Origin of the sequence: Myroides odoratimimus (assembly GCF_001485415.1) — a bacterium.
Classification (GTDB): Bacteria; Bacteroidota; Bacteroidia; order Flavobacteriales; family Flavobacteriaceae; genus Flavobacterium; species Flavobacterium odoratimimum.
The window spans coordinates 77,482-83,914 of record NZ_BCMQ01000016.1 but is presented as its reverse complement, the minus strand read 5'-3'; the positions used below and the strand labels follow the sequence as shown (position 1 = coordinate 83,914).

At 31.7% G+C, this 6,433-nt stretch carries 6 protein-coding genes; 5 read left to right on the top strand and 1 reads right to left on the bottom strand.

The features are described from left to right. From tnpC to MODO_RS13455, 3 genes are all read left to right on the top strand, one after another. The coding region (gene tnpC / locus MODO_RS13465) for an IS66 family transposase (RefSeq protein ID WP_059051223.1) at positions 1-1,334 on the top strand (1,334 nt) is incomplete at its 5' end. A gap of 2,097 nt (positions 1,335-3,431) precedes the next feature. Continuing rightward, positions 3,432-3,767, top strand: a complete 336-nt coding sequence (locus MODO_RS19625; RefSeq protein ID WP_225581957.1) for a hypothetical protein — start codon at positions 3,432-3,434, stop codon at positions 3,765-3,767. Positions 3,768-3,828: 61 nt separating this feature from the next. Continuing rightward, positions 3,829-4,317 (top strand): MarR family winged helix-turn-helix transcriptional regulator, encoded by a 489-nt coding sequence (locus tag MODO_RS13455; protein WP_006258238.1) that lies wholly within the window; start codon positions 3,829-3,831, stop codon positions 4,315-4,317. A gap of 245 nt (positions 4,318-4,562) precedes the next feature. Here MODO_RS13455 and MODO_RS13450 read toward each other — a convergent pair whose 3' ends face one another. Then, the gene (locus MODO_RS13450) at positions 4,563-5,165 is read right to left on the bottom strand and encodes a nitroreductase family protein (RefSeq protein WP_006258237.1); all 603 of its coding nucleotides are present in this window, start codon (positions 5,163-5,165) and stop codon (positions 4,563-4,565) included. A gap of 94 nt (positions 5,166-5,259) precedes the next feature. Between MODO_RS13450 and MODO_RS13445 the strand changes: the two genes are divergently transcribed. Then, on the top strand, positions 5,260-5,628 hold the full coding sequence (locus MODO_RS13445) for a winged helix-turn-helix transcriptional regulator (RefSeq protein WP_006258236.1): 369 nt from the start codon (positions 5,260-5,262) through the stop codon (positions 5,626-5,628). 99 nt (positions 5,629-5,727) lie between these two features. Beyond that, entirely contained in the window at positions 5,728-6,402 is a 675-nt protein-coding gene (locus tag MODO_RS13440) for a hypothetical protein (protein ID WP_006258235.1), read from the top strand. Positions 6,403-6,433: the final 31 nt, after the last annotated feature.

Sequence of the window (6,433 nt, the reverse complement as noted above, 5' to 3'; positions counted from 1 at the left end):
AATTACCTTTAGATGTTGAACAAGCAGTCTTAGAGGAACAAGAAGAAGTAATCAAACAAGAGATTACCTACTCTCGTGAGAAAAAGAAACATCCAGGACGAGCTAAACTACCAGATCATTTACCCGTAGAAGAAATAGAAATACATCCTGAGGGAGATTTATCTGATATGATTTGCATTGGTAAAGAAACTACAGATGTGTTAGATTATGTTCCAGGTTACTTTAAAATCAAGCGTTACATCCGATATAAATACGCTACTAAAGGTAAAGACAACACTCAAATTAGTATTGGTGAGCTTCCAGAGCGAATTATAGATAAAGGAATACCTTCAGAGGGATTATTATCCACAATACTTGTAGATAAATATGTTGATCATATTCCTCTTTATAGACAGAAGCAACGCTTTTCAAGAGAAAACATCGATATAGCTTCTTCTACAATAGATGGTTGGACCGCTCAAAGTATGGATGCTTTAAAACCACTATACCAAAAGCTGGTGATGGACATCAAAAATGAAGGTTATCTCCAAGTTGACGAAACCACCATCAAAGTCTTAGATGAGAAAAAGAAAGACAAAACTCATCTTGGCTACTATTGGGTGTATCATGCACCTATATCCAAGCTTGTAATGTTTAATTACAGTCCTACTCGTAGCGGTAGTGCTGCACTACCTGTATTAGAAAATTTCAAAGGATATCTGCAAACGGACGGTTATAGCAGCTACCAAGCCTATGGAAATAAGTCAGATGTAACGCATCTTGCTTGTTGGGCACATGCTCGACGTGAATTTGAAAAAGCTTTAGATAACGATAGAAAAAGGGCGCAGCATGTACTAGTAGAAATACAGAAGTTATATGCTATAGAGAGAAAAGCTCAAGAACAAAACTTAGCTCCTGATCAAATCAAAGAACTTCGTCTAGATGAAAGTTTACCAATCATCAACAAGCTTGGTAAATATATGATTGCTCAGATGAATCTTACCTTACCTCAAAGTAGAATAGGTAAAGCTTTTGCGTACTCTCAAAAAAGATGGAGTAATCTAAGTGATTACTTACACAATGGAAACTTGCAGATAGACAATAATCTTGTTGAAAATGTAATCAGACCTGTAGCAATTGGTCGTAAAAACTATCTCTTTGCCGGTTCTCATGATGCAGCACAAAGAGCAGCTATGGCCTATACGTTTTTTGCTAACTGCAAAAAGCATGACATTAATCCATATCAATGGCTAAAGTATGTTCTTGAAAATATTCAATCCATCAACCACAAGAATATCGCTGACTTATATCCTCATAATTACAAGAAACTTATCCTGGATAATGTAGAAGAATAATTAGATCTCACAAGATGTACTTGCTCGGGTGCATACCCATTAGTGACCATTATTTCAGTCTTAGTAGTTCAAATATTAGGGTATTTAATCTTCTATAAAAAGGGAATTAAGGGTAGAGATATGCATTATCTGCTCTTATTTTTTTCTTATTCCTGATTGTTTTTCCTTCTGTATTTGTCTCAAAATTATATCCAATAGATGAGTTCTCTGGCTCTCGATGTGGTATGGTTGACCTAGGTATATACCTGTTTTTTTGGTTTATAGGGATAGGAGGAATGCTAGTAATACATCTGCTTTTTTGGGCTATAAACAAGTTTTTTGTACAGATAAGGGTTAGAAACTACGCCAAACTAACCTTTCTTTTAACTAGCTTTACTTGTGTTAGTTATCTTTTTATATATTTAGTTTTATTCTGTATTTTGCTTATTTACAGTGTTTTGTGTAAGTGCGTTGTTTTGATTATGGAATGACTACTCTTACTGTATTTAGAGCATTTTAAAGCCTTCTAATGAAAGATTTTCATTATTACACTTCCTAATAACTCTTGTGAGGTGTGGTGCTTCTAGTGTTCTTTATAATACTTTTTACTGTTTTGTTAATCGTTTTGAGAAGTAAAATGAGGTGTTTTGGACCTCTTTTAATACTATAATAGCTATCTTAGTATGGCTTTTTAATACAATCACACTTCTTTTTTTGCGCCTCCTTTATATTTTAAATAACCCTTTTTTGGTAGAGTAGCTAGAGGTGCTTTACCCTTTTTTGTGCTTCTATTTGGCAGAAGTATAGTTGTGGTATAATTCCTTTTTAACCTCTGTTTACTTTATCAATTAGGAGAGGTCTAGTCATTTTATCAAGTTGAGTATTGTTGTTTTTTGTCATTCTGTATTTCTCTGTTTAAGTCTTAATAAGGTATTTGTATTGTGAGTCTTTTTTACAATATAGATAAGTCTTGTTTCTATGTGTCTTGTTGTTTTGTTTTTTAGTGTAATAAAGACATCTTGTTTTATGTTGGTGCTATTTTATCAGTAAATTATTTTGTTGAAATTGTTATTGATGCTTTGTGTTATTCCTTTAGTGTTTGTGTAAAGTAGAATATATATGATTTTTATTGTTGTGTAAATTATAACTATTCGGTTTGGTGTATTGGATGTTTTTTTATTGTACAAGGTGATTAGTTTAGGAGAGTTTAAGTTTTTAGTCAGGTAGTTTCTTTGAGGTATTAATTTTATGTGCTGCTAATTTGGTTGATCTGACTTACTTTTTTAAAGATTGTTATTTTCTTTTATTACGGTAAAAAGTACTATTGTGTTATTAGATCTGCTGTGCACTAATTGTAGTTCTATTTGTTTAATGGGCTTTAGTGATAAGCAATAAAGAAGAAGGGAAAGTATGTGTTTTTTTAATACATATATATAAGAGAAGAGTGGGAGATCGTGTCTGGTAGTTTTGTAAAAAAAGGGTGTTTTTGTGTTCTTATACCAATGCTTTTTTGTGTTAGATAAGGAGGTGTTTTGTATTCTATTTAAGAAGGGGGTGAGCGATTTTGTGTATTAAGTTATGTTGATTATATAAAGTTTTACTTTAAGTCTTATTTAACTCAAGTGAAGCTTGATGTGTTTTAAGGAGATGGTAGATGTTTTGTTTTTAGGGAAAAGGTTTTTTGTCAAAATGGCAGTCTTTTTAGGAGATATTTTAATGTCATTTTTACTTGTTAAAAATGCTATTTTTAAAGTGAAAATACTTTTTGTTTGAATAAATAAGTATTTAAAGTAATATGATTTAAAACTTTATATGATTCTTGTAAATTTCTGAATATTAATAATTAATAATTTATTGTTTTGTTTTGCTTGTTTTTGTGTTTGATATTGTTGTTGTGATTACTATATTTGTAACAACAATATTTAAATGATGAGTAGTATAGAGAAGAGTTTTAGGGACTTTGAGCAGGTTTCAAAAGTATGAAAAAAAGCATTAGAAACATATTCTGAAGTGGAAATTTCTAAAAATGGATCAGTAGATCATTGGTCTTTAGGGCAGATTTATTTACATCTAATTAATTCTACATTGTATTTTCAAGGCAAGTAAATTGAGTGTTGTGTGAAGACGAAAAACAACTGTAATAAGAGAAAGAATTTTAAGGGATTTATGGTCTATACTATATTAGGTAAATTTCCTCCTGTGAAGATAAAAGTACCTGCTTCGGATGATTATACTCCTATCGCTCCAGTTCGTAAAAAAGAAGTCGAATTAGGATTGCAGAAGGTTGACGAAATGATGTGTGTTTGGAAAGAATTATTAAAAAATGATTTGGGAGGAAAAACACCACATCCCGGCTTTGATTATTTAAACGCTAGTGAGTGGTTTAGATTAATACCGATGCATTGGACGCATCACTTAAGACAAAAATCAGATAGAGATAAAGAATCTGTTTAGTGTTTTAAGTGCTTTTATGTTTTGTGAAAAAAATGTAATAATTATTAATGAATAAAGTAATATGATTGATCAAGTAAGCTTCCCGTTTAATACTCCTGAAGAAAGTTCTGGATATTTGTTATGGCAAGTAACGATGTTATGGCAACGTACTATGAAAAGAGAATTGGATAAATTAGACATTACACATACACAGTTTGTTTTGATGTCTGCTTTGGGATGGTTGTCAAAAGAGGAGAGTAATGTTACACAAATAGATATTGCTAATCACAGTAATACGGATCGTATGATGGTGTCAAAAGTACTTCGAACCCTCGAAGAGAAGAAGGTAATTAAGCGTAAAGATCACCCTGTGGATACACGTGCAAAAGTGATTACTTTAACTCCGAGTGGAGTGGAACTTTTACAAAAAGCATTGAAGGTTGTGGAGGAAGTTGACAATACTTTTTTTAATGTATTGGGACCCTATCGTCCTATTGTTGATCTTAATTTGAAATCATTGTTTGAGAATCACAATCATTCAGAGAGTACTTCGACGAACGATGAGAAGTAACGTTTCTTAGGCGTGGTTTTTTGTTTGATTCAAAACAAGTTGTTTTAAGAGTTTGTTTTTGTTTGAATGAGTAAATGTTTGGCAAGTGTGTAAAGTGTTTTAAAATACCTTTTAAAATGCGTTATGAGGTGTGTGGGTTGCTTGTTTTGAATTGAGTTTTAGAAGACAATTGTGTAAAATAAAAAAGCCAAGGATAAGATTTCTTGGCTTTTTTGTTGTTAGAAGTAACATGAGTTGTAGTTTAATTATCTAACTTCTATTGTAGTTTCTTTATCTAGGCGATTTTTAGGAGTTACAGATGGTTGGTTAGTATCTTCAGAATTTCTGTATCCTATTGCTACAGCAAAAACACTTTTGTAAACTCCATCTTCATTGATAATCTTATCAAACTCTAGGGTATTAATACCCTCCATTGGTGTTGCATCAATTCCCATTGTACCACAAGCTGCTAAGAAGAATCCTAATGAAATATATACTTGATTTTTTAACCAAGCTGTAACCTCTTCTTCCGATTTAGGTTTTAGAAAATTATTGTAATACATTTTAGAACCTTCAGCTGCATTTTCTAAACGCAATTTCTCAAAGTATTCTTTTGTACTTAGTACATTGAACACAATTAAGTGACTAGCATCTTCTATCTTTGTTTGATTAAAAGCTGAGTTACTTGCTAATAGATTTTTTACTTCTGTGCTTTCAACAATAGTAAATTTCCATGGTTGGCTATTAATCGATGAAGGACTTAGTTGTAGTATATCTTTTAATTGTTCTATTTTGTCACCACTTATTTTTTTAGTAGAATCATATTTTTTAGTCGTGTATCTACTCTTAGCAATTTCTAAAAAGCTCATTTTTCTAATATTAAATTAAACTATCATTTTTATAGTTGCAAACTTAAGTATAGTGATTTATATTTGCAATAACGGTCAAAAAGTATAGTAACTAATGTATAGTATAGACGATAAAGATTATCCTTGTAGTACGAGTGTGACGATGAGGTTTATAGGAGGTAAATGGAAAGCTGCAATTATAAAGTACCTTGCCGAAAAAAAGAGATACAGTGAGCTTAGAAAAGATTTGGTCAATATCACAGAGCGTACTTTGAGTTTACAACTTAAGGAGTTAGAAGCAGATGGTATTGTCATTAGAACAGTGTATACTAGTAAGCCTCCTCTAAGAGTAGAGTATGAATTGTCTGATTTTGGAAGAACATTGCTTCCTCTTATCCAGACTATTTCTGATTTTGGAAAAGAGATTATCAAGAATAATGACAAGGTGCACGTGGTGAGTCCACCTCCTTGTTCCCTAGAATAACTTAGAAAGGATATTACAGAGATGTAGTATCTTTTTTTTGATTCTGTGTTTAGGGAAAAGGAATAAGTGTTATTTTAGGTGTTTAAAAATGAATTGGTTATGGAGGGAGTAAAAGAACCTTTTGTGTTTAAAGGATTCCAATATGAAGATTTAGACTATGCCATTGAAAACTTTGTGAATGAATATGACTTGCCTTTAGATCCTCAGAAACTTGCGGAAGTAAGGAATGTGGCTGAGATGTTAGATTTAATAGTTAGCTATTTTAAGCAAGAGAAAAAAGAAGACTGTACTTCTCAACAAGCTTTTTATAAACTGAGAACAATTCTTCATAAGTATACAAATGAGTCTGATATAAAGCCGAGTACTCGATTAGAAGAATTATTTCCTAAACAGAATCGTATTGAGAATATTAATAGGGTAGAAGAAGATTTAGGATTTAAGTTACATATCTTAAAAATGAAGGATGACGTTGTTACTATACTTGTGGTTACTTTTTTAGTGTTGTTTGTATTGTTATTTTTTACAACATTGTATGCAATGTTAGGAGGAGTTATTTGGCTCTTTGCTTATAAAGTAGCTGAGGATTATAGGAAGGAGTTTAAAGTAGAGATGGTAGGTGAGTTGGTCAAACTAATGGTTGAGAAAAACTATTTTAAGAGTAGAAGAGATCCTAATACAATGAATGAAAAGGAGCTTAGAGAAATGATTGCTAAGTATTTTGCAGATTGTTTAGGTTTAGAAAGAGAAGAGTTCTTAAACGCTAAGTTCGGATAGGTAACTTAGTACAATATGTAAAAAGACAGGT

Bases quoted from the DNA above. Each gene is read 5' to 3' on its own strand.
- MODO_RS13450 (WP_006258237.1), bottom strand. From the start codon at position 5,165: ATGAGCTTTTTAGAAATTGCTAAGAGTAGATACACGACTAAAAAATAT.
- MODO_RS13445 (WP_006258236.1), top strand. From the start codon at position 5,260: ATGTATAGTATAGACGATAAAGATTATCCTTGTAGTACGAGTGTGACG.
- MODO_RS13440 (WP_006258235.1), top strand. From the start codon at position 5,728: ATGGAGGGAGTAAAAGAACCTTTTGTGTTTAAAGGATTCCAATATGAA.
- MODO_RS13455 (WP_006258238.1), top strand. From the start codon at position 3,829: ATGATTGATCAAGTAAGCTTCCCGTTTAATACTCCTGAAGAAAGTTCT.